25 protein-coding genes are annotated in these 26,326 nt (G+C 72.6%); 5 read left to right on the plus strand and 20 right to left on the minus strand.

The features are described 5' to 3' along the window. Window positions 1-12 precede the first annotated feature (12 nt). The 17 genes from hypF to lnt all read right to left on the minus strand — a co-directional run bounded on the left by hypF (window position 13) and on the right by lnt (window position 16,476). Window positions 13-2,331, minus strand: coding sequence for a carbamoyltransferase HypF (hypF, locus tag ABT057_RS01160; RefSeq protein WP_352340162.1), 2,319 nt, complete (start codon window positions 2,329-2,331; stop codon window positions 13-15). Further along, the gene (gene hypB / locus ABT057_RS01165; protein ID WP_352340164.1) at window positions 2,328-3,077 is read right to left on the minus strand and encodes a hydrogenase nickel incorporation protein HypB; all 750 of its coding nucleotides are present in this window, start codon (window positions 3,075-3,077) and stop codon (window positions 2,328-2,330) included. Before hypB ends, hypF begins: the two co-directional genes overlap by 4 nt. Window positions 3,078-3,080: 3 nt before the next feature. Next, window positions 3,081-3,479, minus strand: a complete 399-nt coding sequence (locus tag ABT057_RS01170; RefSeq protein WP_352340166.1) for a hydrogenase maturation nickel metallochaperone HypA/HybF — start codon at window positions 3,477-3,479, stop codon at window positions 3,081-3,083. A 135-nt stretch (window positions 3,480-3,614) separates the two neighbouring features. After that, the gene (locus tag ABT057_RS49145) at window positions 3,615-3,719 is read right to left on the minus strand and encodes a DUF6893 family small protein (protein WP_502973744.1); all 105 of its coding nucleotides are present in this window, start codon (window positions 3,717-3,719) and stop codon (window positions 3,615-3,617) included. Next, entirely contained in the window at window positions 3,716-4,261 is a 546-nt protein-coding gene (locus ABT057_RS01175; RefSeq protein ID WP_352340168.1) for a hydrogenase maturation protease, read from the minus strand. The genes ABT057_RS49145 and ABT057_RS01175 overlap by 4 nt, the downstream gene beginning before the upstream one ends. Continuing rightward, the gene (locus ABT057_RS01180; RefSeq protein WP_352340170.1) at window positions 4,258-5,670 is read right to left on the minus strand and encodes a hypothetical protein; all 1,413 of its coding nucleotides are present in this window, start codon (window positions 5,668-5,670) and stop codon (window positions 4,258-4,260) included. Before ABT057_RS01180 ends, ABT057_RS01175 begins: the two co-directional genes overlap by 4 nt. Next, window positions 5,667-6,362, minus strand: a complete 696-nt coding sequence (locus ABT057_RS01185; protein WP_352340172.1) for a DUF6084 family protein — start codon at window positions 6,360-6,362, stop codon at window positions 5,667-5,669. The genes ABT057_RS01180 and ABT057_RS01185 overlap by 4 nt, the downstream gene beginning before the upstream one ends. After that, window positions 6,359-6,994 (minus strand): DUF5947 family protein, encoded by a 636-nt coding sequence (locus tag ABT057_RS01190; RefSeq protein ID WP_352340174.1) that lies wholly within the window; start codon window positions 6,992-6,994, stop codon window positions 6,359-6,361. Before ABT057_RS01190 ends, ABT057_RS01185 begins: the two co-directional genes overlap by 4 nt. Then, window positions 6,991-7,485, minus strand: a complete 495-nt coding sequence (locus ABT057_RS01195) for a NifU-related iron-sulfur-binding protein (protein WP_352340176.1) — start codon at window positions 7,483-7,485, stop codon at window positions 6,991-6,993. The genes ABT057_RS01190 and ABT057_RS01195 overlap by 4 nt, the downstream gene beginning before the upstream one ends. Further along, window positions 7,482-9,263 carry a nickel-dependent hydrogenase large subunit gene (locus ABT057_RS01200; RefSeq protein WP_352340178.1) on the minus strand — a complete coding sequence of 594 codons (1,782 nt, stop codon included), beginning with the start codon at window positions 9,261-9,263 and terminating at the stop codon, window positions 7,482-7,484. The genes ABT057_RS01195 and ABT057_RS01200 overlap by 4 nt, the downstream gene beginning before the upstream one ends. Window positions 9,264-9,319: 56 nt before the next feature. Further along, complete coding sequence (locus ABT057_RS01205) at window positions 9,320-10,408, minus strand: NADH-quinone oxidoreductase subunit B family protein (RefSeq protein ID WP_352340180.1); 1,089 nt, start codon at window positions 10,406-10,408, stop codon at window positions 9,320-9,322. A gap of 63 nt (window positions 10,409-10,471) precedes the next feature. Further along, window positions 10,472-12,193, minus strand: coding sequence for an enoyl-CoA hydratase-related protein (locus tag ABT057_RS01210; protein WP_352340182.1), 1,722 nt, complete (start codon window positions 12,191-12,193; stop codon window positions 10,472-10,474). Between the two features lie 139 nt (window positions 12,194-12,332). Continuing rightward, on the minus strand, window positions 12,333-12,590 hold the full coding sequence (locus ABT057_RS01215; protein WP_352340184.1) for a hypothetical protein: 258 nt from the start codon (window positions 12,588-12,590) through the stop codon (window positions 12,333-12,335). Continuing rightward, window positions 12,577-12,858: a DUF6400 family protein gene (locus tag ABT057_RS01220; protein WP_352340186.1), complete on the minus strand. Its 282-nt coding sequence runs from the start codon at window positions 12,856-12,858 to the stop codon at window positions 12,577-12,579. Before ABT057_RS01220 ends, ABT057_RS01215 begins: the two co-directional genes overlap by 14 nt. Before the next feature lie 74 nt (window positions 12,859-12,932). Continuing rightward, window positions 12,933-14,039, minus strand: coding sequence for an NAD(P)/FAD-dependent oxidoreductase (locus ABT057_RS01225; RefSeq protein ID WP_352340188.1), 1,107 nt, complete (start codon window positions 14,037-14,039; stop codon window positions 12,933-12,935). 132 nt (window positions 14,040-14,171) lie between these two features. After that, window positions 14,172-14,654, minus strand: coding sequence for an NUDIX hydrolase (locus ABT057_RS01230; protein ID WP_352340190.1), 483 nt, complete (start codon window positions 14,652-14,654; stop codon window positions 14,172-14,174). Window positions 14,655-14,871: 217 nt separating this feature from the next. Further along, window positions 14,872-16,476, minus strand: coding sequence for an apolipoprotein N-acyltransferase (lnt, locus tag ABT057_RS01235; protein ID WP_352340192.1), 1,605 nt, complete (start codon window positions 16,474-16,476; stop codon window positions 14,872-14,874). 217 nt (window positions 16,477-16,693) lie between these two features. Between lnt and ABT057_RS01240 the strand changes: the two genes are divergently transcribed. Next, the gene (locus ABT057_RS01240; protein WP_352340194.1) at window positions 16,694-17,776 is read left to right on the plus strand and encodes an O-antigen ligase family protein; all 1,083 of its coding nucleotides are present in this window, start codon (window positions 16,694-16,696) and stop codon (window positions 17,774-17,776) included. A gap of 34 nt (window positions 17,777-17,810) precedes the next feature. Here ABT057_RS01240 and ABT057_RS01245 read toward each other — a convergent pair whose 3' ends face one another. Further along, window positions 17,811-18,356 carry a hypothetical protein gene (locus ABT057_RS01245; RefSeq protein WP_352340196.1) on the minus strand — a complete coding sequence of 182 codons (546 nt, stop codon included), beginning with the start codon at window positions 18,354-18,356 and terminating at the stop codon, window positions 17,811-17,813. 85 nt (window positions 18,357-18,441) lie between these two features. Continuing rightward, window positions 18,442-19,227, minus strand: a complete 786-nt coding sequence (locus ABT057_RS01250) for a glutamate racemase (RefSeq protein ID WP_352340198.1) — start codon at window positions 19,225-19,227, stop codon at window positions 18,442-18,444. 39 nt (window positions 19,228-19,266) lie between these two features. Between ABT057_RS01250 and ABT057_RS01255 the strand changes: the two genes are divergently transcribed. Continuing rightward, window positions 19,267-20,460, plus strand: a complete 1,194-nt coding sequence (locus ABT057_RS01255; RefSeq protein ID WP_352340585.1) for a glycosyltransferase — start codon at window positions 19,267-19,269, stop codon at window positions 20,458-20,460. 1 nt (window position 20,461) lies between these two features. Here ABT057_RS01255 and ABT057_RS01260 read toward each other — a convergent pair whose 3' ends face one another. Further along, complete coding sequence (locus tag ABT057_RS01260; protein WP_352340586.1) at window positions 20,462-21,802, minus strand: TerD family protein; 1,341 nt, start codon at window positions 21,800-21,802, stop codon at window positions 20,462-20,464. Window positions 21,803-22,075: 273 nt separating this feature from the next. Here ABT057_RS01260 and ABT057_RS01265 point away from each other — a divergent pair, with 273 nt between their 5' ends. From ABT057_RS01265 to ABT057_RS01275, 3 genes are all read left to right on the plus strand, one after another. After that, complete coding sequence (locus ABT057_RS01265; protein WP_352340200.1) at window positions 22,076-22,507, plus strand: DUF6643 family protein; 432 nt, start codon at window positions 22,076-22,078, stop codon at window positions 22,505-22,507. A gap of 549 nt (window positions 22,508-23,056) precedes the next feature. Then, window positions 23,057-23,662, plus strand: a complete 606-nt coding sequence (locus tag ABT057_RS01270; RefSeq protein ID WP_352340202.1) for an Rv1733c family protein — start codon at window positions 23,057-23,059, stop codon at window positions 23,660-23,662. Window positions 23,663-23,775: 113 nt separating this feature from the next. Then, window positions 23,776-26,214: a right-handed parallel beta-helix repeat-containing protein gene (locus ABT057_RS01275; protein ID WP_352340204.1), complete on the plus strand. Its 2,439-nt coding sequence runs from the start codon at window positions 23,776-23,778 to the stop codon at window positions 26,212-26,214. The last annotated feature ends 112 nt before the right edge of the window (window positions 26,215-26,326 follow it).

Genomic DNA, 26,326 nt, shown 5'->3' on the forward strand with positions numbered 1-26,326 from the left:
TGTGGTTTCTGCTCAGTGGGTGGTTCTCGCCCGGGCGGCCACCATCAGCTGGCCCAGCGCCAGCCCGCCGTCGTTCGGCGGCACCAGGCGGTGCCGCAGGACCGTGAAGCCGTCCTCGCGCAGGACGGCGGCACAGGCCGAGGAGAGCAGCGTGTTGGCGAACACGCCGCCCGTCAGGGCGACGGTGTCCAGCCCGTGCCGCTCCCGCGCGAGCACGCACATCCGGCGCACCAGGCCGGTCACGGCCCGGTGGAAACGGGCCGCGACCAGGGCCGGCCCGGCACCCGCCCGAAGGTCGGCGACGATCGCCGCGAGGACGGGTGCCGGGTCGGCCCGCACCGGGTCGTCGTCCGTGAGCTCGAAGGCGTACGCGGTGGAGTCCGCTCCGGGTGCCCGCAGGGCGGCCGCCTCCAGCTCGACGGCTGCCTGCGCCTCGTACCCCGACCGCTGGCACACACCGGCGAGCGAGGACACGGCGTCGAAGAGCCGGCCCATGCTGGACGTCGGTACGCAGTTCAGGTCGCACTCCAACTGCCTTTCCAGCAAGCGGAGTTCGTGGGGCGGGCAGGCTGCCGTACAGGCGAGGCCGGCGGACCGGGCGAGGCCGGCCGCGCGCAGATGGGACAGCGCCATGCGGTACGGCCTGCGTACCGCGGCGTCGCCGCCGGGCAGCGGTACGTACGCCAGGTGCCCGAACCGGGTGAATCCGTCGTAGTCCGCGAGCAGGAACTCCCCGCCCCACACGGCGCCGTCGTCGCCGTGGCCGGTGCCGTCGAAGGCGACGCCGATCACCGGGCGGGTGCCGTCCAGTCCGTGTTCGGCCATCGCGGCGGCGATGTGCGCGTGATGGTGCTGCACGCGCACGACCGACCGGCCCGCCGCGTTCCGGTCGGCCCACCGCGTGGAGCGGTAGCCGGGGTGCCGGTCGGCCGCCAGGGTCCCGGGCCGCACACCCGTGATGGACTCCAGCTGTGTCACCGCGTGTTCGAAGGCGCGCTGGGTACCGAGGTCGTCCATGTCGCCGATGTGTGCCGACAGCCATGCCCGCCGGTCCGCCCCGAGACAGAAGGCGTTCTTCAGGTCCCCTCCGACGGCGAGAGCGGGCCGGACGGGGAGCGGAAGAGCGACCGGCAGCGGGGCGTACCCCCGGGAGCGGCGGATCACCAGCGGCTCGCCGTCGCAGACCCGGACCACGGAGTCGTCGCAGGGGACGTGGATCGGCCGGTCGTGGGTGAGCCAGGCGTCCGCCAGGTGCGCGAGCCGCTCCAGCGCTTCGGTGTCGTCGGTGACGATCGGCTCACCGGAGACGTTCCCGCTGGTCATGACGAGCAGCCGGGGGCCGTCCGGGTCACCGGGCAGGCCGAGCAGCAGATGGTGCAGGGGCGTGTACGGCAGCATCACGCCGAGGTCGGGGCTGCCGGGTGCCACCGCCTCGGCGGGCACCGGGGTGCCCGCCGCACACGACGGGCCGGGACGCCGCCGCAGCAGTAGGACGGGCCGGACACCGCTTTCGAGCAGGGTCCGTTCCTCAGGGCCCAGCAGGACGAGGTGTTCGATGTCGGCCACGCTCCGGGCCATCACCGCGAACGGCTTGTCCCCGCGCGCCTTGCGGCGGCGCAGCAGCAGGACGGCCGCCTCGTTCGTGGCGTCGCAGGCCAGGTGGTAGCCGCCCAGTCCCTTCACGGCGAGGACCGCGCCCCGCGCCAGCAGGGCGCGGGCCCCGGCGACCGGGTCCTCGTACGTCTCCGGGGCGATCAGGTTCAGTGTCGGCCCGCACCGCGGGCAGGCGACGGGCTGCGCGTGGAAGCGCCGGTCGGCCGGGTCTCCGTACTCGCGGGCGCAGTCGGGGCACATCGCGAAGCCGGCCATCGTGGTGTGCGAGCGGTCGTACGGCACACCGGTGACGATCGTGAAGCGCGGGCCGCAGTGGGTGCAGTTGACGAAGGGGTGGCGGTGGCGCCGGTCGGCCGGGTCGGCCAGTTCCGCGAGGCAGTCGGCGCAGGTGGCCGTGTCGGGGGAGACCAGGGTGCGGGCCGGGCCGTCGGTGCGGGAGGCGAGGATGGTGAACGCCTCGCCTCCGGTGGCGGGCAGTTCCCGGTGGTGGACGGACTCCACCCGGGCCAGCGGGGGTGCCTGTACGGCGATCCGGTCGCAGAACCGGGCCACGGCCGCGGCGGTGCCCTCGACCTCGGCGACGACGCCCTCCGGGGTGTTGGTCACGTGTCCGACGAGGGCGAGTTCGGTGGCGAGGCCGTACAGGTAGGGCCGGAAGCCCACGCCCTGCACCACTCCCCGCACGACGACCCGGCGACGCAGTGGTGGAGCGCTCACGGGCGGGTGGGTGCCAGGGCGCCGGTCCGGGCCTCGTCCGCATGCACATGCGCATGCGTGTGGCCGGCCATGACGGGCACGTGCGGTGGCGCGCCCTCGGCGGCGGCGAGCGCCCGGTCGAGCAGTGCGCCCACGCCGTTCCCCCGGCGTGCGGAGGTCATGATCACCTCGACGCCGGGGTTCACCTGCTCCACGTTCGTCCGGAAGGCGAGCTCGTCGAACTCCACGGCCTCGGCGATGTCGGTCTTGGTGATCACGACCAGCTGGGCGAGGCCGAACGCGGTGGGGTACTTGAGCGGCTTGTCCTCGCCCTCCGTCACCGAGGCGAGGACGACCCTGAGGGTCTCGCCCAGGTCGTAGGAGGCCGGGCAGACCAGGTTGCCGACGTTCTCCACGAACAGCAGCCGGGTGTCGTCGGGCAGCCAGCCCTCCAGGTGTCCGGCGAGCATGCCGGCCTCCAGATGGCACAGTCCGTCGGTCAGCACCTGTTTGACGGGGACGCCGGACCGTGCGAGCCGTGCCGCGTCGTTCTCGGTGGCGAGATCGGCGGTCAGCGCGGCGACCGGCACGGACCGCTCCCGGGCCCGCATCAGTTCGCTCTCCAGCAGCGCGGTCTTGCCGCTGCCCGGGCTGGACAGCAGGTTGACGACCGTGGTTCCGCGGGCGGCCAGCCTGGTGCGCAGCGTGTGGGCGCTCGCGTCGTTCTTCGCGAGCACGGCCTGCCGAAGGTCGACGACACGACACATGGTTCAGCTCTCCTCGGAGATCGGTTCGCGGACGGGGGCGTGCGCGGGACCGCCGGTCTCCCACTGCACGGCGGCGATCTGCAGTTCCCGGCCGGCCAGCAGGTCGGTGCCCGCCGCCTCGCACTCGGGGCAGGTCAGCCGGGGTGGCATGCCGACGGCCCACTCGTGCGAGCAGGACGCGCAGCGTGCCCGGCCGGGCACGGCCTCGGTGAACAGTTCGGCGCCTTCCAGGAGCGTTCCGGCGCAGGCCAGTTCGAAGCAGAAGGCGAGCGAGTCGGGGACGACACCGGCCAGTTCGCCGACCAGGAGCCGGACCGAGCGCACCGCGGTGACGTCTCCGGCCTCGGCGGCGGCCGTCTCCACCTGGTCGATCACGGCGAGCGCCACGGACATCTCGTGCATCGGCCGGTCTCCGTCCTCCCGGGGCCGGCCTTCATTAGAGGCGAGGGGCGTCGGTCGCCCGGCCAGGCACGCCGTGACCGGCCGGGCGGGTACGCCGTTCGCCGCAAGCACCCGGGGCACCCGCCCGGCCCCGGTTCACATCCGTCGGATCCGCAGATAACGCCGGACGTCGGGGAACACCTCGACGACCACGGCGGCCACCACCAGGGCCGCCGCCCCACCAGCGATGATCTTCTTCATGCCGTCTCTCCTCGGGTCGGGGCCCCACGGGTTGAGGCCTGTGCCACGGGCGGCCGGACGCCGTCCCGCAGCAGCTCTTCGATCACGCGTACGGCCTCGGGCACGGCGGCGGACACCGGCGTGCTGAGGCCGATGCCCTCCTCCACCGAGGCCGGTTCGCAGCCGACGATCAGGACGCGCCCGGGCGGCTCGCCGCCGGTACCGGCGCAGAGGGTGTGCAGCAGCGCCAGGACGCTGTCGGGGGTCATCCGGTGGCCGTCGATCGCGGGCGCGGCCGCGTGGGTGCCGCCGTCGTCCGGGCCTTCGTGCTCGATGACGTACAGCGTGCCGGGGGCCTCTCCGCGGGCCGTGGCGTCCACGACGACGAGCGTGTCGTAGCCGTCGAGGAGCTGGTAGGCGAGGTGGACGCCGCGTACGCCGATGTCCACCACCTCGACGTGTTCCGGCAGCCGCCGTTCGGCCAGCCGGCGGACGGTCTCCACGCCGAAGCCGTCGTCGCCGAGGAAGATGTTGCCGATGCCGGCGACGAGGGTGCGGGTCATGACCGGTCCTCCAGGGGCACGAGTTCGTCCGGCTGGAAGTACAGGAACCGGCCCTGCTCACGGCGGATGTCGGCGCCCGGATCGCCGTCGACCGTGACCGCCAGGTGGACCGCTCCGTCGACGTCGTGCAGGACCGCCTCGACCGTGGCGGTGCGGCCCTGGAGGAACAGGTCCTGGGCGTCGGTGTGCCGCAGCCCGGGGCGCAACTCGACGCGGCTGCCCTTCCCCACGGACCGGCCGTCCACGACGACCCGGTCCCGGGCGGGGTCGAAGCCCTCGTCGCTCGCCGGGTCCCACCAGGGGGTGTCCGGCCGCTGGACGCCGTACTCGTCGGGGACGTCCCCCTCCCCGGTGACCTCTCGCAAACCCCGTACGGCCCCGTGCAGGCGTTCCAGCACCTCCGCCGGCATCGAGTCCGCGAGGTCGATCACCGCGGCCGCCCGCTCGTCGGTGCCGCGGGCCTCGCGCTTCTCCTCGTCGGTGAGAGCGGCGGTGCGCAGCGCGAGGATCTCGTCGATCTCGGTGGCGTCGTAGAGCGCGCCGAGGCTCTCCGGCGCGATAGCGGGGTGGTCCTCCAGGATGATCGGCGAGGACAGCACGAGGTCGGCGCGGCCGGGTTCGCCGGCCAGCACGGGCCAGGTGTGCAGGTTGCGGCAGGCGGCGACCGCGCCCTTCGCCCACTCGGGAGGGTCGGTCATCGACAGGAACGATCCGGCGCTGAGGGCCATGAGGAGATGGCTGGCCACCAGGGAGTGCGGCAGCGCCGCGTCCCGGTCGGCGGCGCGGCCCGCGGGCGGCGTCCAGTCACTGGTGTTCTCCACGACCGCGGTCAGCCGCAACACCCGGTAGGGCCCGTCGAGTTCGCGGGCGGACAGGCGCAGTGTGCCGCAGGCCTCCGCCCACCTCCGCACAAGTCGGCCGACGACGCGGCCGTCCGCGTCCAGGACGGGTTCGATGTCCTCCCCGGCGGGGAGGCGGAAGGGACGGACGACGCCGTCGCCAAGCAGGTCGTCCACCGGCGCCACGACCTCGACGCGTTCCTCGCCGCCCTCGTCCCAGGGCACCAGTACCCGGTCGTCCAGGCGGAGTTCGGCGACCGTCTCGTAGCCGCCGTCCGCGCAGGCCCGCTGCACCGTGCGCCGGCGGGCGCGCAGGAAGCGCGCCTCGACGGACAGGATCGCGCCCCTCCTCGGTTCCATCAGGCACTCGGTGTGCTGGAAGTCGTGCTCCTCGCACTCGGCGCCCCACGCGGGCGGCACGAGGACACCGAACTGCCAGCGCAGCCGGTTCTTGGCGGCCGAGGCGCGGTACGGGTAGAGGACATAGCCCTCGAAGAGGACGGCGTCGGCCACCTGCCGGGCGAGGGCGAACCGCTCCTCGGTCTCGGGGGCGAACGCGGTCACGGTCACGGATCGGTCCTTCCGGTGGTGGCGGTGAGGGCGCGCAGCGGGTCGTGCGCGGGCGGGCCGGCCCTGTCCAGGTCCGGGTCCAGCAGTGCCTTGACGGTCGCCTCCCAGGAGGGCAGGGCGTGCCGTGAGCGGTAGGCGAGGAGGGCGTCCATGGTGTCGCGGGGCAGCCGGATCCAGCCGCAGCCGGGGAAGTGCTGCTCGACCATCTCCCGCCAGGCGGTGACCGGCATCCGGTAGGCCGCCTCGCGGTCCCACGGGACGGGCTCCACGCGGAAGCCGCCGGCTCCGGTGAACGCCGTACCGGAGAACAGCATCAGCAGCGGGACCTCTCCGTCGGTGAGGGCGTCGAGGTAGCGGGTCGCGGCGATGTCCAGGTCGTAGGTGCAGGGGACGACGAGGTCGGCCTCGGTCTGCCCGGTGAACGACGGGACCATCAACGGCACTTGGGCGAACTGCACCGGGTGGAGTGTGCTGCCCCAGCGGGAGCGCTCGCCGAAGAGGTCGGTCAGTCCGTCGGCCTCGGCGGGTCCGTAGCCGCGGCGGGCGGGTTCGATGCGGATCTGGCAGCGCAGCGCGAGGGCGTGCACGGGGGTGTCGCCGGAGGCGGTGACACGCAGCCGGAAGACGAGGGTCGGGCCGGCGGCGTACCGGTCGGCGCGGACGCCGGTGCAGGTGAAGGAGAACTCGGTCAAAGGCGCTGCGCCCCGTTCACCGGCCGGGCCTGGCGCCGGACTTCCGCGAAGAAGTCGTCCAGTGCGGCGCGGGCCTCGGCGCCGCCGTCGAAGCCCTGCCAGAGCAGGCGCATCCGGCCGACGAGTTCGTAGCAGATGTCGATCGGTACGAGATGGCACTCGCACCGGCCGTCGGTGCGGCGCAGGAGCAGTGCCTCCACGTCCGGTTCGAGGAGTTCGGCGAGGGGGCTGCCGCCGAGGACCTCGGTCCAGGTGGCCGGTTCGAGTTCGCTCTCGGTGGCGCCGGCCGGGCTCGGGTAGAGGGCGACGAGCCGGTCGAGCGCGGCGTTGCGGAAGAAGAAGGCGACGCCGACGGGGATCTGCAGCGCCTCCCAGGCCCGCTCGTCCAGGCGGTGGCCCGGGTCGGTGAGATAGCGGGCCGGGACCGCGCGGAAGCGGCCCGCGGCGGCGCCCGGCTGCTCCATCAGCAGCGCGCAGGCCGTGCAGGCGCAGACGAGGGCGCGCCGCTCGGTGTCGACCAGGTGGCGGTGGTCGGCCTCGGGCACGGTCACCGCGCACAGTTCGCACCGCTCGGGCCGGGGCGGACGGTCGGTGAGGAACCGGCGCAGACCGCCGGCGGTGGCCGCGGTCACCGGGTCTTCGTCCCGATCTGCAGCAGGGCGGGCGCCTGCTTCACCTCGACCGTCCTGACCTCCGGCGCGAAGCAGGCCAGCGCCGCTTCCACGGCTTCCTGGGCACCGGAGCCGCAACCGCAGCCGCCGCCCCCCGCGGCCCGCAGGGTCAGGGTGCCGCTGTCCTCGTCGAAGCCCGCGACCTCCAGGTCCTGGTCGCGGACGCAGGAGAGGGCCCGGGTGATCCTGGTGTCGCGGTCCTCGGGGTGCAGATCGTGCAGGACGAGCAGGCTCGCGACCAGTTCGTCGCCGAGGAGCCGTGCCGCCGGTTCACCGGGGGCGGCGGACAGCAGCTGGAGGACGCGGGCGAGGCCGGAGCCGTAGAAGTCCATCAGGGAGCGGACCAGTTCCTCGGCCGCGGCCGCGGCGGCGGGGTCGCCGCCCGCGGCCAGCCGGTCGAGGACCTCCTCGACCCGGCGCCCGGTCCGCTCCGCGGAGATGACCGGGCTCATCCGCCCAGTCCGCTCAGGCCGGTGGGCACGTGCATCGTCTTCACCGTCTTGCCGCCGCCGACGTACATGTGGACGCCGCAGGGCAGACAGGGGTCGAAGCTGCGCACGGCGCGCATGATGTCGATGCCCTTGAAGTTCTCCGGGGGGTTCTCCTCGAAGATCGGGGTGTTCTGCACGGCGTCCTCGTAGGGGCCCGGGGTGCCGTAGGAGTCGCGGACGCTGGCGTTCCACGGGGTGGGCGGGTACGGGTGGTAGTTGGCGATCTTGCCGTCGCGGATCACCATGTGGTGGGAGAGGACACCGCGGACGGCCTCGGTGAAGCCGACGCCGATGCTCTCCTCGGGGACCTCGAACTTCTCCCAGGTCTGGGTGCGTCCGGCGCGGACCTCCTCGAGGCCCCGCTCCGCGCAGTGCAGGGCGACCGCGGCGGAGTACGCCTGGAAGTAGGTGCGGGCCCGGTTGCGCTCCAGCGCGTTGGACCACTGCGGGATCTTCCACTCGAAGGTGGTCTCCGGCTTGGTCATCGTGCGGGGCAGGTTGATGACCACGCTGTGGCCGGTGGCCTTGACGTACCCGATGTCGACGAGTCCGGACAGGGCGGTGGACCACAGGCGGGCGATGGGGCCGCCGCCGGTGTCCAGGGCGAGGTGGTCCTTGCCGTCGAACCAGCGCGGGGACATGACCCAGCTGTACTTGTCGTCGAAGTCCCGCTTCTGCGGGGCGGGGATGGTGTGCTGGTTCCACGGGTGGCGCGGGTCCACCGGGTTGCCGAGCGGGTCGTGGGTGACGAACTGCTCCTGGCCCTGCCAGTCCTCGTAGTAGGAGCTGCCCAGCAGGATGCGGATACCGAGGTTGATCTCGGTGAGGTCGTTGGTGACGAGCTTGCCGTCGACGATGATGCCGGGCGTGACGAACATCCGCCGGCCCCAGTCCGTCATGTTGGCATAGGTGAAGTCGCAGTACTCCGGGTCGTTGAGGGCGCCCCAGCAGCCGAGCAGGACCCGCCTGCGGCCGACCTCCTCGTACCCGGGCAGGGCCTCGTAGAAGAAGTCGAACAGGTCGTCGTGCAGGGGCACGACCCGCTTCATGAACTCGACGTACCGCATGAGGCGGCTCAGGTAGTCGGTGAAGAGCTGCACGGAGGCGACCGTGCCGACGCCGCCCGGGTAGAGCGTGGAGGGGTGCACATGGCGGCCCTCCATCAGACAGAACATCTCGCGCGTGTACCGGCTGACCTGGAGGGCCTCGCGGTAGAACTCCCCCTCCAGCGGGTTGAGCGAGCGCATGATGTCGGCGATGGTGCGGTAGCCGTGCTCGGCGGCGTGCGGGGCCTCGGTGCGCTCGGCGAGTTCGAGGACCCCGGGGTTGGTCTCCCGGACCATCTTCTCGCAGTAGTCGACCCCGACCAGGTTCTCCTGGAAGATGTTGTGGTCGAACATGTACTCCGCGGACTCGCCGAGGTTGATGATCCACTCACCGAGGTGCGGGGGCTTCACGCCGTACGCCATGTTCTGCGCGTACACCGAGCAGGTGGCGTGGTTGTCGCCGCAGATTCCGCAGATGCGGCTGGTGATGAAGTGGGCGTCGCGGGGGTCCTTGCCGCGCATGAAGACGCTGTAGCCGCGGAAGACCGACGAGGTGCTGTAGCACTCGGCGACCCGCTTCTGCTTGAAGTCGATCTTCGTGTGGATGCCCAGGCTGCCCACGATCCTCGTGATCGGGTCCCAGGCCATCTCCACCAGGCCGCTGCCGTCTCCGGCCGCCTTCGTCCTTGCCATCGTCTTTGCCGTGCCCTTCGTTGCGCGGGGGGTGTGGGGGGTGTGCTGAGCGGACGTCACCAGGGGGGCCGGTAGCCGGTGGTGATCTTCTCTCCGGTGCGGCGCCACTTGGGCTCCTTGTCCACCGTCTTCGCCGTGATCGAGCGCAGCTTGCGGACGACGGCTCCGTAGGCGCCGCTGGCCGTGCTGGAGACCTTGGCGCCCGGGGGTTCGTCCATGAACGGCATGAACTTGTCCGGGAAGCCGGGCATGGTGCAGGCGATGCAGATGCCGCCGACGTTGGGGCAGCCGCCGATGCCGTTCATCCAGCCGCGCTTGGGCACGTTGCACTTGACGACCGGGCCCCAGCAGCCGATCTTGACCAGGCACTTCGGCGAGTCGTACGACTCCGCGAACTCGCCCTGCTCGTAGTAGCCGGCCCGGTCGCAGCCCTCGTGGACGGTGGCCCCGAACAGCCAGGTCGGGCGCAGCTTGTCGTCCAGCGGGATCATCGGGGCGGCGCCGGTGGCCTGGTAGAGCAGGTAGGTGAGCGTCTCGGCGAAGTTGTCGGGCTGGATCGGGCAGCCGGGGACGCACACGATCGGGATGCCGGCCTGGGACTTCCAGTCCCAGCCGAGGTAGTCCGGCACACCCATCGCGCCGGTCGGGTTGCCGGCCATCGCGTGGATGCCGCCGTACGTGGCACAGGTGCCGATGGCGACCACGGCCAGGGCCTTCGGCGCGAGCCGGTCGATCCACTCGCTGGTGGTGATCGGCTGTCCCGTCTCGGGGTTGTCGCCGAAGCCGCACCAGTAGCCTTCCGGCTTGATCGCCTCGTTGGGGACGGAGCCCTCCACGACCAGCACGAACGGGTCGATCTCGCCGCGCTCCCCCTTGAAGAACCACTCGATGAACGTGTCCGCGCCGCCGACCGGACCGCACTCGAAGTCGATGAGCGGCCAGTGCACGGCGATCTTCGGCAGGCCCGGCAGCGCACCGAGGACGATCTCCTCGATGCTCGGCTGCATGGCCGCGGTCAGCGCGACCGAGTCACCGTCGCAGCTCAGACCCGCGTTGATCCAGAGGATGTGGATCGTGGGTGTCTCTTCGGCGGGCGCGCCTGTGGCGTCCGCAGCGCCCACCGTGTTCGGCGTCGCCTCAGTCATGGGACCGCCTCCTGGGGAGGTAAGGGATGAAGCCCTACATTTCGGACTCCGAGGTTCTTCGTATCAGCTGACCGGCCTGGAGGGGACGTCATGGGGGGCCGTTCCGGTGAATCCTGCGGCAGACGGGCTCGGCGGGGTTTGGGCCGGGGCGAGGTGCCGCGGGGTGCGCCGGGGGCGCTCCTTGCGGACGAACGCCCGGCGCAGGGCGTGGTAGGGGGCGTCCGGATCGTCGAAGGTCCGGCGCATCAGGGCCAGCTCCCGCTCCCGGAAGGCGGCCAGCACGCTCCTGGTCTCCAGCTCCGGCTTCTTCGCGGCGATGCGGGCCGTCGTCGCCGGCAGCGCGGACAGATGCGCCGCCAGGCGGCCGACCTCGGCCGCGAAGTCACCGGGACCGGCCTCCACCACCCGGTCGACGAGCCCCAGCTCCAACGCTCCCGCCGAACCGATCGGCAGCGCCTCCCGGACGAGCCGTTCGGCGACCGCCGGACCGACCCGGCGCGGCAGGGTGTACGTCCAGTACTCCGAGCCGTACAGCCCCATCAGCCGGTAGTGCGGGTTCAGCACGGACCCCGAGCGGCACCACACCTCATCGGCGGCGAGGGCGAGCATCACCCCGCCCGCCGCGGCGTTGCCCGCGACGGCGGACACCACCAGCCGGTCCGTCGTCGTGAGCACCGCCTCGACCAGGTCGTCGATGGCCTCGATGTTGGCCCAGGACTCGGCGGCCGGGTCGGCGGCGGCCTCGATGACGCCCAGGTGGATGCCGTTGGAGAAGAAGTCCCGCTCCCCGCCCAGCACCAGGACGGAGGTGGGTCGCGCGCAGGCCTCCCGGTAGGCGTCGAGCAGCCGCCGGCACTGCTCGGTGCTCATGGCCCCCCCGGGAAAGGAGAAGGAGAGGAATCCGACGTCCTTGTCCTCGCGGTAGCGGATGTCCGACCAGCCGGCCTCCGCGGCCTCGGGCAGCGGCGGCAGCCGGTCGCCCAGGGCGGACACCGCGGGCAGCTTGCAGGTCGGCGGCGCCCCGGGAAGCCGGCGGGGCCGCAGCTCCGGGATCCATACCGCGCCGTCCGTCGTGGCCCGGCAGATCGCCCCGGCCCGGGTGGCCAGCAGCTCGCCCGGGCGGCCGCGCAGCACACCCTCGGGGTGACCGCCGTGCAGATACCACTCACCGCCGAGGAACACGTCCAGCACACCCGGCTGGGAGTCGGCCGCCCGCAGCCTGCGCAGGACGGTCCGGGTGGAATCCCGGGCCCAGTCGATCCGGCGGACGCTCTGGTCGAGGTACGGCCGCACCCGTACCGCCCCGTCCTGCCTGCACGGCACATATGTGCCGTCGGCGAAGCGCGCCACCGCGAGCAGGACGGCCTCGAGCGCGGCGTCGGCGACCTCGCCCCGGTACAGGACGCTCTTGGGCAGTTCGGGAAGCCGGCAGGGAACCGAGGCCCACACGTCACCGGCGTCCATGTCCCCGTCGGCCTGAAGGACGGTGACGCCCCACTCCTCGTGGCCCTCGTGGATCGCCCAGTCCAGGGAGGACGGCCCGCGGTCGCCCACCGGACCCGGATGGACGACGAGACACGTGTACGCCCGCCACACCTCCTCGGGGATCGCCGTCTTCAGCATCGGCGCGAGGACGAGCCGCGGGTCGTGCCGTCGTACGGTCTCGGGCAGCGAGCCGTCCGGCAGGGCGAGCTCCACGGCGACGCGGTGGCCGCGCTCGCGCAGCTCGGCGTGGACACGCTGGGTGAGACTGTTGAACGCGCTGGCAAGGAGCAGGATGTGCACGGCTGCCTCCGGGCGGGCGAACGGCAGGCAGGGATGACCGCCGGCAGCGATCGTCGGACACCCGCGCGTGCCTGTTCCCGGCGACAGGCGGCCGGGTCATCCGAAAGCGGCCGCCGCTGCGCCGTCCGGCCTCAGCCGGTCACTGAGGACGCAGACCGCTCCTGAGGCGCTCCCAGCGGGAGCGGGTGGCGCCGAAGTGGGTCTCGTGGGCCCAGATGTGGGTGCACGAAGGGCACTGCAGATGCAGCAGGCTGCCCGTGTTGGACAGCAGGTACCGCCAGTGCGAGGAACAGGTGCGCCCCTCCTCGCAGGTGGCGCAGCCCTGGTGGTCGTTGCAGTTCGGGCAGGCCACCCAGGCCCGGCGCCCGCGGTCGGCCTGCGGGTCAAGCGGCAGCATCCCCGCCCCCTCTCCGCGGGAGCACACCGGCCTCCACCAGCTCGTCGTACAGCCGCTGCTGCTTTGCGTCGAGACCGGAGTAGAGCAGCGTGTAGGCCTCCTCCTCGCCCCGTAGGGCGGCGACGGGGTCCCAGTCCGGGCCGAGCGCCTCGAGGACATGGGCCCGCCGGAGCATCTCGTGCGAGCTCAGGTCGACACCGAAGTCGACCGGTGCGGACATACCGGGCCGGTCCGGTTCGCCGGGAGCGGTGGGGCCTTGGGAGGACATGCGACCGAACGTAGGTAACCCTTCCCACCTGCGGCAAGAGCAGGTGGGAGAAGTCACAGCGGCGGTGGCGGGGCTCAGGCCGCGGTGTAGCCGAGCTGGCGCCTCATATAAGGGGTCATGAGGGTCTTGGCCTTGGCCAGCACCGAGGTGCGGCCGCCGAGGACGGCGCTCTCGCCGCCCGGCACGGGCAGTACGGTCACTCCGTCGGCCGGCCCGAAGGGCACGACGATCGGCGTGCGGTGGATCGGCCGGTACAGGCGGGGCTCCCTGCGGTGCCGTCCGGGGCTGCGCAGGTGGAGCCGGATGTTGTGGGCGGCGAGGTCGGCCTGTGCGAGCGCGGCGGGGGTGATCTTCAGTTCGGCGGCGTCGTTCACGTCGCCGACCGCGAAGACGTCCGGCCGGCTCTCGACCCTGAGCATTCGGTCGACCTTCACGTGCCCCGCGGGGTTCAGCCAGTCGCCGTGCCCGGCCATCCGCAACCAGAACGTGTTGGGCGTGGTGCCGGTCGTCCAGAAGGAGAGGTCGGCGTCGATCACGTTGCCGTGGGCGTCGCGGTAGGTGCCGTAGTCGTTGCCGGGGGACATGAAGGCGTCGAGCCGCACCTCCACGTCGTGGGACTCCAGCCAGTTCAGCGCCTTGCGTCCGGCCCGCCCGCTGCCCGTGCTGTGCAGCAGGGTGGACCCGGAGTGGGCGAGCGTGACCCTGGCTTCGGGCCGGGCCAGGCGTATCTCGGCACTGAGCTCGACACCGGAGGGCCCGCCGCCGACGACCAGGACGTGCTCGGCGGTGGAGACCTTCCGCTGGTACCCGGCGAACGACTTGATCGCCTCGTCGGTGGTGGTACCGGTGAAGCGGGCCGGTTCGGGGTAGTCGGCGCCGGTGGCGATCACCACCACGTCGTAAGGGAGCCGCTCCCCCGTCGCCAGGACGACCTGCCGCTCGGTCGTGTCGACACGGACCGCCTTGCCCACGACGACCCGGCCGCCGCGCAGCAGCCGGTCGTACGGGATGAAGGGGGTCACGGACCATTCCGGGCGCACACCGGCCCGCAGCGAGGCGATGCGGTGGAAGAAGACCTCCTTGCGGTCCACCAGCGTCACCCGCGCCGTCGAGTCCAGTCGTTTGGCGAGCCGGACACCCGCGTAACCACCGCCGATCACCACTACGTCGCCGTCGTGCACGCGCGTCTCCTGTGCCTGTGGGGGGAACGAGCGGCGCGGCAGGTGGGCTACCGGCCACTCGGAATGGCGACGAGCGTAACGCTTGAAGTCTAAAGCTCCCGTGAGAGTGTGTGAGGGTTCTGTGAAACGGCGTCAGTTGCTCGTGTCAGTGGTTTCAAACCAGGTGGGCTCGTCGGACAGCGCCTGCTTGATACGGAAGAGCTGGCGTTCCCGCATCGGCGGCAGGGCGTCCACCGCGAACCAGCCGACCTCGACGGACTCGTCGTCGTTGACCCGCGCCTCGCCGCCGACCGCGCGGCAGCGGAAGGTGACGTCCATGAACTGGCACCGGTCGCCGTTGGGGTACTGGATACGGCTCCCGGAACGGATGAGCGCGACACGCTCGGGGACGCAGCGCACGCCCGTCTCCTCGTGGACCTCCCGCACTGCGCAGTCCGCGGGCTGCTCCCCCGGGTCCGGGATACCCGAGATCACGCACCACTCGTGGTTGTCGGCGCGCTTGCCCAGCAGCACCCGGCCCGCCTCGTCGAGGACGACGGCGCTGACGCCCGGAAGCCAGAGCAACTGGTGGCCCGCGGCGGCCCGGATCTCGGTGATGAACTCAGGAGTCGGCATGCACCGACCCTAGCCGGGCCGGGCTTCCCGTATGCCTGGTGCTGTGACCGGAAAGATCTGCCGCCCCGTAATCCCCGGCGGGCGCGCGACGACAGCTACGGCACCTCGCCACGTTGTCGGAACATCCGCATACATCCAGTGTGCGGACGTCCCTCCGCCTTGCGATGCACCGCATCTGACGCCCCGCGCTGATCCACCGCGGATTACGGGACAGCCCTTAGACCGACCGCCGGGCCCGTACGCCCACGGCGGCGGCCCAGCCCAGGCCGCCCGCGGCGACGAGCACCAGGGCGATCTCCGGGAGGATGCCGAGCCTGGTCGCGGGCGTCTCCGAGGAGCGCAGCGGCACCTTCTGCACCAGGGAGTCGGCGACGAACATGCCCGTCTTCTGGGTGATCTTCCCGTCCGGCATGATGATCGCGCTGACGCCGCTGGTGACGGGGACCGTGACGGTGCGGCTGTGCTCGACGGCGCGGACCCGGGACATGGCGAGCTGCTGGTAGGTCATCTCGCTGCGGTCGAAGGTGGCGTTGTTGCTGGGCACGGAGATCAGCTGGGCGCCGTCGGTGACCTCGGAGCGCACGGCCCAGTCGAAGGCGGCCTCGTAGCAGGTGACCAGGCCGACCTTGGCGTCGTCCATGTCGAACACGCCCGGCTTGGTGCCCCGGCTGAAGTCCTGGCGGACCATCGACGTCCAGTCGCCGTTGATCGCCCCGATGAGGGAGCGCAGCGGAAGGTACTCACCGAACGGCTGGATCTGTCGCTTGTCGTACGTCTGCGTCGGGCCCTTCACCGGGTCCCAGAGGATCTGCTCGTTGTACAGCTTGCCGTCCCGCTCGACGACCCCGCCGACCGAGATGGGGGCGCCGATCGCCTTGGCGGCCTTGTCGATGACCGCGGCCGCGTCGGCGTACGCGAAGGGGTCGATGTCGGAGGAGTTCTCGGGCCACAGCACGAAGTCGGGCTGCGCCGCCTTCCCGGCCTTGACCTCGGCTGCCAGCCGCTCCGTCTCGCGCGCGTGGTAGTCGAGGACGGCCCGGCGCTGGGCGTTGAACTCGAGGCCCAGCCGGGGGACGTTGCCCTGGATGACGGCGACCGTCGCGGTGCCGTCCTCCGCCTTGTCGCTCACCAGTGTGCGGGCGGCGAGGGCGGCCCCGAAGGGCACGGCCAGGCTGAGCAGGGCCACCACGGCCGCCGACCGCCGGACCTCGCCGGTGCGCCGCCGCTCGAGGACGAGGCGGACGGCCTCGTACAGGCCGAAACCGGCGAGGACCACCGCGAAGCCGAGGACGGGCGTGCCACCCAGCGCGGCGAGCGGCAGGAGGACGCCGTCCGCCTGGCCGAAGGCGATCTTGCCCCAGGGGAAGCCGCGGAACGGCACGCGCGCGCGTGCCGCCTCGCCCGCGATCCAGAGGGCCGCCGCCCACAGCGGCCAGGCGGGCAGCTCGGAGACCTTGGCAACACCGACACCGACCAGGGCGATGAAGACGGCCTCGATGGCCGCCAGGGCGAGCCAGGGCCCGGGGCCCACCTCCACGCCCGTCCACACCAGGAGCGGCAGCAGGAATCCGAGGCCGAAGAGGTAACCGAGACCGAGGGCGGCCTTCCAGCTGCGGCCGCGCAGCACCCAGCCGAAGCAGGCGAAGGCCGGCAGGGCCAGCCACCACAGCGTGCGCGGCGGGAAGCTGACGTAGAGCAGCACTCCGGAGAGCGCGGCCACGGCGGCGGGGAGGAGGCGCAGGAGCCGCGCGCGGCGCGAAACCGGCGTGGCCTGGGGTTCCAGCCGGTCGGGCTGGCCCACGGAAGTTGCGGTGACGGTCACTCGGGGAGTGTACGGCGGACGTCCGTTCGGCCGACAGCACCGTCCGCCGCGCCGCCCGCCCGCGGGGCGTCCCGAGCGCCCGCCCGACCCCGGCACGACACATCCACAAACCGCCCATCAGCCGTTACGGTGTGGCAGAGCCCTTTCGCACATGCGTCCGGGCTCGGCACAGGCCGGGGGGCGACCGGGTTCGGGGGGTCGGGTGGGTTCCACGGGTATGACGTCGGCGGCCGGCAGGGACGCCGACGAGGAAAGACGCGAGGTCTCCGACGCGGTGGGCGTGGCGGTGCTCGCCGCCTGCGCCGGCTGGTCCCTGGTCACCGCGACCGTGCACGACGGACGGCCCGAGGGCGTACTGCTCGCGGTGCTGGCCGTGGCCGCCGGGTACGCGGCGGGCCGGATCTGCGGGGTGCTGCTTCCGGTGGCCGCGCCCGCTGCCGCCGCGCTGACCGGGCTCGCCCTGACGGTGACGCTGCCCCGGCTCGCGCCGGGTCCCGAACTGTCCGCACTGCTGGGCCATGCGGGTGCCACCGCCGCGATGCTGACACTGTCGGCCGGTGCCGCGTGCTGCGCCGCCTGGGCGACCGAGGTGCCCCTGCCGCGGCTCGCGCTGCGGCTGCTCGCCGTCACCGTCACCATCACCGCTGCCGTCGTCGGCTCGACCACGGCGGTCGTGACCTGCTGTGCCGTCCTCCTGTGCTCTCTCGCGGCCGGCCATGTACGGCACCGGGGGCCGGCCCTCGCCGTCCTCGCCCTTTCGGCGACCCTGGTGACCGGCCTGACCTGGGCCCTCGCCGCGAAGGCGCTGCCCGCCGGGCTCACCCGTTCCCTGACCGAGCTGCTCACGCCCCGCCGGGTCGGCCTGTGGCGCGACGCCCTGGGCCTGCTGCGCCGCGACCCTGGTGTCGGCGTGGGTCCCGGCCGCTTCGGGGAACACAGCCCCACGGCGGCGCTGTCGACGCTGTCCGACGGCAAGCCGCACTCGGCGGCGCTGCAGATGGCGGCGGAACAAGGGGCCGTCGGGGTGCTGCTCCTCGCGGCGGGCTTCTGCTGGGTGCTGCTCGCGCTGTGGCGGGCGCGGCGCTCCACGCCGGTCGTCCTCACGGCCGGAGCCACGCTCACGGCGCTGGCCACGCTCGCCGCCGTCGGCAACGCGCTGAGCTTCACCACGGTGTCGGTCGGCGCGGGACTGCTGGCCGGACTGACGACGGCCCGCCCGCTCGCCGGCGCGCCGCCTCTGCCGGGTTCGCCGGTCCGCCCGGACCGGGAACTGCGCGGCCGCGATCGGCCGGCCGTGTGACATCCCCGCCGTGTGGCGTCCCGGCCGGGTGCGGTCAGCGCGCCGGTCCGGGTGTCCCGGTCCTCAGGCGGGCCTTGATCGCCTGTACGGCGGACTCTGCGTCGTCGACGGTGATCGTGAAGGTGTGGCCGTCCCAGAGCCGCAGCACCACTCCCTCGCCACGGCGTACGACGACGGCGGTGCCCTTCTCCGGGCGCCATCGGTAGCCCCAGCCGCCCCAGTGGCGCGGGGTGACGTGCGGTTCGAACTCGGCGCCCGCGACATGGGCCAGCGGGATACGGCGGCGCGGCACGCCCATGTGGCCGCAGCGCACCTCCAGCGACTCCTTGTCGAGCTTGAGGTCGACGTGCACGAAGGCGAGCGTGCCGAAGAGGACCAGCAGTCCGGCGGCGATGCAGCCGACCACGGACATGACAAGAGGTGCGGTGCCGGAGGTCCACGCCGAGTCGACGGCGAGCTCGATGCCGAGCGCCATGCAGGCCGCGCCCACCAGCGCGAGCAACCACTGGAACCGGTTGGTGGCACGACCGGTCCAGACATCGGAGTGCGAGGCGTCCGCGCCGTGGGAGTGGTCCCTCATAAGCATGAGGTTACTCAGGTTTCGCTCCGCGGGTAGGGCGTCGCACAGGGTGACTGGGCCGAGTGGACGACGGGGAGCGTCCCGGTCAGGTGGCGGTGCTGACGGCCTGGAGGAGACGGCCCTCGGCATAGGCGAGGGCGGGCTCGGGGAGACCGCCCTCCCGGCCACCGAGCAGGACCGTGACGGTGCCGAGCGCGGCCTCCTGGGGCTCGGCGGGGGCGCCGATGCGACGCAGGGCCTGTGCGGCGACGGCGTCGGCCGATCCGTGCAGGACGAGCGGCGGCCGGCCGGGGCGCTGCACGGCGGCCCGGATGCGGTCGGCGACCAGTTCGTAGTGGGTGCAGCCCAGGACGACGGTCGTCACGTCCTCCGGGGTCAGGACGGCTGCCGCGGCCACGGCGGCGTCGATCGCCGTCTCGTCGGCGTGCTCCACGGCCTCGGCCAGTCCCCAGCAGGGCACCTCGGTGACCGTGACCCCGTCGGCGAAGTCCTCGATGAGGCCGCGCTGGTAGGGGCTGCCGGTGGTGGCGGGGGTGGCCCAGATGGCGACGGGTCCGCCGCCGGCCGCGGCCGGCTTGATCGCGGGGACGGTGCCGATCACCGGGATGCCCGGCTCGAGGAGGGCGCGCAGCGTGGTCAGGGCGTGCACGGTCGCGGTGTTGCAGCCGATGATGAGGGCGTCCGGCCCGTGGGCGGCGGCGGCCTCGGCGACGGCCACCGCGCGTCCGGTGAGGTCCTGGGGGGTGCGCGGCCCCCAGGGCATGCCGTCCGGGTCGAGGGAGAGGACGAGATCGGCGTCGGGGCGCAGGCGCCGTACCGCGGCGGTGGCCGCCAACAGCCCGATTCCGGAGTCCATGAGCGCGATCTTCACCCGGCAACCATAGACGATGTGCTCCTGCGGCCGGGCCGGGTGGGGCAGACTGCGCGAGTGAGCGCCATCGTGTGGATCGCCGCCGTCTCCCTGGCCGCCTGGGTGTGGCTGTCGCTCTGTCAGGGCTCTTTCTGGCGCACGGACGTGAGGCTTCCGGTGCGGCGGGAACCGACGGAGTGGCCGTCGGTCTGCGTGGTCGTCCCCGCGCGCGACGAGGCGGAGATGCTGCCCGCGAGCCTGCCGTCGCTGCTCGCCCAGGACTATCCGGGGCGGGCGGAGGTCTTTCTGGTCGACGACGGCAGCTCCGACGGCACCGGCGACCTGGCCCGTGAGCTCGCACGCCGGCACGGCGGGCTGCCGCTGACCGTCGGCTCACCGGGCGAGCCACCGCCGGGCTGGACCGGCAAGCTGTGGGCGGTGCGCCACGGCATCGCGCTGGCACGCGCGCGTGAGCCCGAATACCTCCTGCTGACGGACGCCGACATCGCGCACGCGCCGGGCAGCCTGCGGGAGCTGGTGGCCGCGGCGCGCAGCGGCGGCTTCGACGTCGTGTCCCAGATGGCACGGCTGCGGGTGGAGAGCCTGTGGGAGCGACTGGTCGTGCCGGCCTTCGTCTACTTCTTCGCGCAGCTGTACCCGTTCCGCCGGATCGGGCGGCGCGGGGCCCGGACGGCGGCCGCGGCGGGCGGCTGTGTCCTGCTGCGCACGGAGGCGGCGGAACGGGCGCGGATCCCGGACGCCATCCGGCACGCCGTGATCGACGACGTGGCGCTCGCCCGGGCCGTGAAGGGCACCGGAGGTCACATCTGGCTGGGGCTGGCCGACCTGGTGGACAGCGTGCGGCCGTACCCGAGACTGCACGACCTGTGGCGGATGGTCTCGCGCAGCGCCTACGCGCAACTGCGCCACAACCCGCTTCTGCTCGCCGGTACGGTGCTGGGCCTGGCGCTGGTGTACCTGGTCCCGCCCCTCGCCCTGCTCACCGGGCTCGCCGTAGGCCACGCGGCGACCGCGGTGCTCGGCGGCCTGGCATGGCTGGTGATGACGGGGACGTACGTCCCGATGCTCCGCTACTACCGGCAGCCGCTGTGGCTCGCTCCCCTGCTGCCGTTCACCGCGTTCCTCTACCTGCTGATGACGGTGGACTCGGCTGTGCAGCACTACCGCGGGCGGGGTGCGGCCTGGAAGGGCCGCACCTACACCCGTCCGGACACGGTCGCCGACGAGGTCTGAGCTATTTGCGGCCCGGGGTCCAGTTCATGCCCCACCCGTAGACACGGTCGACGGTCCGCTGCGGGCTCACCCCGCGTTCGGGCACGAGGTAACGGGCCTCCCGCTGGACGATCAGGTCGCCGCCCTGGTTGGTGATCAGCGCGAGGGCGCACACGGTCGAGGGGACGGTGCACTCGTCCAGGGAGAAGTCGATCGCGGCGCCGTACTGGGGCTGCAGTGTGACGGTGGCGTGCAGGTCGGCGAAGGAGCGGGCACCCTCGTAGATGGTCACGAAGACGAGGATGCGCCGGAAGTCGTTCTTGTGGTCGAGGTTGACGGTGAGGTTCTCGCCACTGGTGACGGCCCCCGTACGGTCGTCGCCGTCGAGATGAATGTACGGCGGCTGGTGCAGGGCGCCGAAGGAGTTGCCGAGGGCCTGGACGACGCCCTTGCGGCCGTCGGCGAGTTCGAACAGGGCGCACAGGTCGAGGTCGAGGTCGTTGTGCAGGGCGACCGCGCGGCCTTGTTTGCTGCCCCACCGCGAGAACTGTTTACGGACCTCCCAGTTGAGGTTCACGCGCATGGCGCCGGAGGTGCCGCCCTGTTTGGTGAGCGACACCGACGGGGCGGCCTTGGTGAGGGTCACCTTGCTCAGCCGGACCGGTGCGGCGGGCGGCGCCGGCGGCTGAGGCGGGGCGGGCGCCACGGGCGGGGGCACGGTGACGGGCAGGGCGGGCATGGTCGGCAGGCCGGACGGCGGCGGAGGTGTCGGGGCGGCGGAGGGCTGCGGGGGCGCCGGAGGTGTCGCGGTGGCGGAGGGCTGTGGGGACGGCGCCGTGTGCTGGGGTTCGTCCACGCTGATGCCGAAGTCCGTGGCGAGGCCCTCGAGTCCGCTGCCGTAGCCCTGGCCGACCGCGCGGAACTTCCAGGCGCCCTGGCGGCGGTAGAACTCGCCGAGCACGAAGGCCGTCTCGACCGTGGCGCCGGCGCTGTCGAACCGGGCGGCGACCGTGTCCCCCGCCGCGTCCCGCACCTCGATGTACAGGCCGGGCACCTGCGCGAAGGTACCGCCGTCGGCCGAGGCGGCCAGCACGATCGTCTCGATCGCGGGCTCCACGCGCGCGAGGTCGACGAGAAGGCTGTCGGTCACCCGGCCGCCGGCGTCCCGCTTGCCCTCGTGGCGGACCGCGCCGGAGGAGTGGGCCGGCTGGTTGTAGAAGACGAAGTCGGCGTCGGAGCGCACCTTGCCGCCCACGAGCAGCAGCGCCGAGGCGTCCGCGTCGGGCACTCCTGGCCCCGAGCGCCAGCCCAGTTCGACCCGCAGTGCCGTAGTCGGCACCGGGATGTTGGAACCCTTCGACATCGGACTCGCCATGGCCGCCCCCTCAGCTCTCGGTTCTTCCTACCCGGCCAACCTATTCCGGGAGACGGCGAACGCCCATGAAAGCCACAGAAAGCCGTCCGTCCAACCGGCGGTAACCACCTCGGAACTAGGCCTTTACACGATCAAAACGCGGATCGCCGTCCCTTTTTCCCGACTTCGCTCGCATTGAGGATCCCAGGTCACCCCCGACACGGAAATCAACCGTCTTATCGGTCTCCCCAACCAGCACATCGTGGGCTTAACTTATGTGTCATGACCTCCCCCCGCTCCACCTATGGCGGCTACTACTCCGCCTTCCCGGACACCCCGATCTACGACTCGCTCGTGGCCGAGCGAGGCACCCCGCAGATCGCCCCGATCCGGGTCCCCGCCGCTTACGACACGCCGAGCAGCAGCAACCTGCCCGCGCTGCCGTCGGCACTGCCCGCGCTGCCGTCGGGCCCCTCACAGGCCCCCTACGGCTACCCGCAGGCCCAGCAGCCCTCACCCCTGCAGCAGGCGCCGGCGGCGTACATCCCGCCGCAGGCCGCCCCGCCGCGCGGTTACCCGGGTCCGCAGGCTCCGCAGCAGATGCGCCCCGCGGCTCCGGCCGGGTACGAGGCGATGCGTCCCGCCGCACCCCGGCCGGCCACGCCCCAGTACCAGGACCCGTACAACCAGCAGCAGCAGTACCGCGGGTACTGACCGGAGACCGACGCCGGGCGCTGACCGACGTCGGGGGAAAGGTCGTCACGCAACACCAGCAGGCGCGCCTCGCGCCGGCCGCCGCCGAGTTGCTGTCCGGCGGCGGCCTCCGTACGTCCGCGCCCGGACCGGATGCCGCCGACCGTGGCGGTTCCCCGAGCCGGTGGGCACGGTGACGCCGGAGATCTTCCGCGACAGGGTGGAGGGGGTCCTCGCCGACGACACCGCGCACGCCCGGTGCGGTGCCCATCGCGGCGTCGGCGTGCGCCCGGTGCGTAGGGCCGACCCGGCGACACGCCGGGCAAGGAGCCGCTGTACATCCTGGGCCGGTACGGGCCCGGGTACAGCCGCCGCCCCCTAAATAATTCGAAGTTCAAGTAATTTGGTGTTTCGGTACGGGAACCTCCAGCGGGTGCCCGGGCGTTGGGCTCTGATGAGAAGTTCATGAGAGGACCCCGGCGCCAGGTGACTTCGCTCTCTCTTCGGCCGGGCTCCCGCGTGAACTGCTCCAGCGGGGGTTATCACGGAGCGGGAAGGGGGTGCGGGAGCGTGCGAGCGATCCCCGGAATCTGGCGCTGGCGGCGCAATCCGCTGCGCCGCGGGACGGATCTGGCCGAGGCGTGGGTGGCGCTGTCGGCACTGTTGCTGATCCTTCTCGTCGCGCCTGTCGTGGGTTCCCTGGCCGGATCCGTCGCCCAGGACGCCCTGCAGCGGTCCGTCCGCGAGCAGCGGCAGGCCCGCCACGAGATATCGGCCACCGTGGTGCGCAAGGCGGGCGCTACGACGCTGGAGCTGGACCCCGACGCGGCCTCCGGGCGTGAGGCGCGCAGCCGTGTCGTCGCCGACTGGACCGCCCCGGACGGCACCGCACGGCACGGCACGCTCCTGGCCGAACTCAAGACGCCGCACCGCGGCGACGACTTCGAGATATGGACGGACACGCACGGCCGGCCTGTCGCCCGCCCGCTGGACTCCACCACCGCGACGACACACGCCGTGCTGGCCGGGTTCGGCGCGGCCCTGCTCACCGCCGGCGCGGTGGAGGGCACCCGGCGACTGATCGTGTGGCGCATGGTCCGCCGCAGGTATGCCCGCCTCGACCAGGCATGGGACCGTACGGGGCCGGACTGGGGCCGAACCGGTACAGGCTGCTGACCGCCTACGCGCTCTGGTCAACCCATCGCCCGTGCGCACGCTACGGTGGTCCGGCCGGCCATTCATGATTCGGCATCAACCCGCGTACGACGAGGTGGGGGCACAGCAACGCCATGGCACAGGGCACGGTCCAGGTGACGCACACCGGTACATCGAGGTGGCGGCGCCGCACGGGTGAGTACGCATCGCTCGCCGCCGCCCTGGAGGCCGCGGCCGAGGGCGACGTCCTCACCATCGCTCCCGGCACCTACCGGGAGAACCTCGTCGTGCAGCGGTCGGTGACCCTGCGCGGCCCGGAGGGCTCCCCCGGGTCGGTGCGCATCGCGCCCGTCGACGGGGTGCCGCTCACCGTGCGCGCGTCGGCGGTGGTGCAGGACCTGCACGTGGAGGGCCAGGACGCGGCCGCGCCGGCGGTGCTCGTCGAGGAGGGCACGCCGGAACTGCTGGACCTGCGGATCGTCACGCGCTCCGCGGCCGGTGTCGAGGTACGCGGCGGCGCCCGTCCGACGGTCCGCCGGTGCACGGTCGACAACCCGGCGGGCATCGGTATCGCGGTGGTCGACGGGGGCGGCGGGGTCTTCGAGGAGTGCGAGATCGTCGCCGCCGGCCAGGCGGGGGTCGCGGTGCGCGGCGGCGGGCATCCCCGGCTGGAGCGCTGCCGGGTGCACCACGCCTCCGGCACCGGTCTGAGCGCCACCGGTGAGGGCTCCGGGCTGGAGGCGGTCGGCTGCGAGATCTACGAGGTGCGGGGCAGCGGGGTGCAGATCACCGCCCGGGCCACCGCCCACCTCACCGACTGCGACGTGCACCGCACCACGGGCGACGGCGTCACGCTGGACACGGACGCGGTGCTCACGCTCGCCGACTGCCGTATCCACGACATCCCGGAGAACGCGATCGACCTGCGTTCCCGCTCCGTTCTGACGCTGACCCGTACGACGGTGCGTCAGTTCGGGCGCAACGGACTGTCGGTGTGGGACCCGGGCACCCGGGTGGACGCCAACCAGTGCGAGATCTTCGACAGTACCGGCGACTACCCGGCCGTCTGGGTCAGCGACGGCGCCACCGCCGTCCTCGACTCGTGCCGTGTGCACGACGTGCCCGACGCCCTGTTCGTCCTCGACCGCGGCTCGCGCGCGGACGTCGTCGACAGCGACCTGTCGCAGGTGCGCAACACCGCCGTGTCGGTGAGCGACGGCGCGACCGCCCAGCTCGACGACTGCCGGATCAGGGACGCGGCGACCGGCGCCTGGTTCCGTGACCACGGCAGCGGTGGCACGCTCAACAACTGCACGGTGGACGGCACCCAGACCGGTGTGATCGTCACCAAGGGCGCCGACCCCACGGTCGAGCGCTGCACTGTCGACTCCCCCACCGAGTCCGGCTTCTACGTATCGGCGGGCGGCCGGGGCACGTTCCTGGGCTGCCGGGTGACGAACAGCGGCGGCTACGGCTTCCACGTGATAGACGGTTGCCGCACGACGCTGCGCAGATGCCGTACGGAGCGCTGCGCGCGCGGAGGTTACGAGTTCGCGGACGCCGCGGACGCCGCTCCCGGTTCGGGGCCGGTGGTCGAGGACTGCTCCAGTGACGAGAGCGCGGGCGCACGGACCCCGGCGGCGCGCGAGACGGTCGCGGCGACGGCCGACCGGCCGGCCGGCCTGCTCGGACCGATCCCCGAGCAGCGGATCACCGTGCCGGAGTCCCCGGCCGCCGCGACCGCCGGGACGGAGACGTCCGTGCGGACGTCGAAGGACGTGCTGGGCGAACTCGACGCGCTGGTCGGCCTGGAGAGCGTCAAGCGCGAGGTGCGGGCGCTGACCGACATGATCGAGGTGGGCCGCCGCCGCCAGCAGGCGGGCCTGAAGGCGGCTTCGGTCAAGCGGCACCTGGTCTTCACCGGCTCCCCCGGCACCGGCAAGACGACGGTCGCGCGGCTGTACGGCGAGATCCTCGCCGCCCTCGACGTGCTGGAGAAGGGCCACCTCGTCGAGGTGTCCCGGGTCGACCTGGTCGGCGAACACATCGGCTCCACCGCCATCCGCACCCAGGAGGCGTTCCAGCGGGCGCACGGCGGAGTGCTGTTCATCGACGAGGCGTACGCGCTGTCACCGGAGGACGCGGGCCGGGACTTCGGCAAGGAGGCCATCGACACGCTGGTGAAGCTGATGGAGGACCACCGGGACTCGGTGGTCGTGATCGTCGCGGGCTACACGGCCGAAATGGAGCGCTTCCTCACCGTCAACCCCGGTGTGGCGTCCCGTTTCTCGCGGACCATCACCTTCGGCGACTACGGCCCCGAGGAACTGCTGCGGATCGTGGACCAGCAGGCCGAGGAGCACGAGTACAGGCTCGCGCCGGGCACCTCGGAAGCCCTGCTGAAGTACTTCACGGAGCTCCCCAAGGGCCCCGCCTTCGGCAACGGCCGTACGGCACGCCAGACGTTCGAGGCGATGGTGGAGCACCACGCCAGCCGGGTCGCCCAACTGCCGGAGCCCAGCACGGACGACCTGACCCTGCTCTACCCGGACGACCTGCCCGAACTGCCCTAGGGCGTGTTTCGAAAGATGCGTCGTCCGCCCGTAGGGCGGGCCCGGCGGCGTCTGGTGCGTGCGATCCCGACAACGCGGCGAGCGCGCGTGCCAGACGCCGCCAGTGTCAACA

The organism is Streptomyces sp. NPDC002588 (genome assembly GCF_040295925.1).
GTDB lineage: Bacteria > Actinomycetota > Actinomycetes > Streptomycetales > Streptomycetaceae > Streptomyces.

Bases quoted from the DNA above. Each gene is read 5' to 3' on its own strand.
- ABT057_RS01240 (WP_352340194.1), top strand. From the start codon at position 16,694: ATGACGTCGGCGGCCGGCAGGGACGCCGACGAGGAAAGACGCGAGGTC.
- ABT057_RS01170 (WP_352340166.1), bottom strand. From the start codon at position 3,479: ATGCACGAGATGTCCGTGGCGCTCGCCGTGATCGACCAGGTGGAGACG.
- ABT057_RS01265 (WP_352340200.1), top strand. From the start codon at position 22,076: ATGACCTCCCCCCGCTCCACCTATGGCGGCTACTACTCCGCCTTCCCG.
- ABT057_RS49145 (WP_502973744.1), bottom strand. From the start codon at position 3,719: ATGAAGAAGATCATCGCTGGTGGGGCGGCGGCCCTGGTGGTGGCCGCC.
- ABT057_RS01205 (WP_352340180.1), bottom strand. From the start codon at position 10,408: ATGACTGAGGCGACGCCGAACACGGTGGGCGCTGCGGACGCCACAGGC.
- ABT057_RS01275 (WP_352340204.1), top strand. From the start codon at position 23,776: ATGGCACAGGGCACGGTCCAGGTGACGCACACCGGTACATCGAGGTGG.
- ABT057_RS01175 (WP_352340168.1), bottom strand. From the start codon at position 4,261: ATGACCCGCACCCTCGTCGCCGGCATCGGCAACATCTTCCTCGGCGAC.
- ABT057_RS01245 (WP_352340196.1), bottom strand. From the start codon at position 18,356: ATGAGGGACCACTCCCACGGCGCGGACGCCTCGCACTCCGATGTCTGG.
- hypB (WP_352340164.1), bottom strand. From the start codon at position 3,077: ATGTGTCGTGTCGTCGACCTTCGGCAGGCCGTGCTCGCGAAGAACGAC.
- ABT057_RS01215 (WP_352340184.1), bottom strand. From the start codon at position 12,590: ATGCTGCCGCTTGACCCGCAGGCCGACCGCGGGCGCCGGGCCTGGGTG.
- ABT057_RS01195 (WP_352340176.1), bottom strand. From the start codon at position 7,485: ATGAGCCCGGTCATCTCCGCGGAGCGGACCGGGCGCCGGGTCGAGGAG.
- ABT057_RS01260 (WP_352340586.1), bottom strand. From the start codon at position 21,802: ATGTCGAAGGGTTCCAACATCCCGGTGCCGACTACGGCACTGCGGGTC.
- ABT057_RS01220 (WP_352340186.1), bottom strand. From the start codon at position 12,858: ATGTCCTCCCAAGGCCCCACCGCTCCCGGCGAACCGGACCGGCCCGGT.
- ABT057_RS01200 (WP_352340178.1), bottom strand. From the start codon at position 9,263: ATGGCAAGGACGAAGGCGGCCGGAGACGGCAGCGGCCTGGTGGAGATG.
- ABT057_RS01230 (WP_352340190.1), bottom strand. From the start codon at position 14,654: ATGCCGACTCCTGAGTTCATCACCGAGATCCGGGCCGCCGCGGGCCAC.